A 240-nucleotide genomic window follows, 5' to 3' on the forward strand; every position below is an offset into this window, starting at 1 on the left:
CGGCTCACGAGGCATGCGGGTTGAAGCTGGAGAAATCTAGCTTGCCGGCGATGAGGAACAGCACGGTTCGCATTGTTTCGAAGCGCGTGTAGCCGCGCGCCTTGCGCTTGGCAGCCTGAAACAAGCCGTTGATGGCCTCGATGAAGCCGTTGGTTTGGCGAGTCTGAGTCCAAGCGATGATGCCGTCGAAGTGGCGGCGAATCATTCGCGCCACCTCCTTCATCGGCTCGACCTTCGAGC

At 60.0% G+C, this 240-nt stretch carries 1 protein-coding gene; it reads right to left on the reverse strand.

The genetic code is table 11. The annotated features are described in order from the left end of the window. Positions 1-4: 4 nt before the first annotated feature. The coding region (locus GWC77_RS29035) for a transposase (RefSeq protein WP_173263110.1) at positions 5-240 on the reverse strand (236 nt) is incomplete at its 5' end.

Origin of the sequence: Paraburkholderia sp. NMBU_R16 (assembly GCF_013282575.1) — a bacterium.
Classification (GTDB): Bacteria; Pseudomonadota; Gammaproteobacteria; order Burkholderiales; family Burkholderiaceae; genus Trinickia.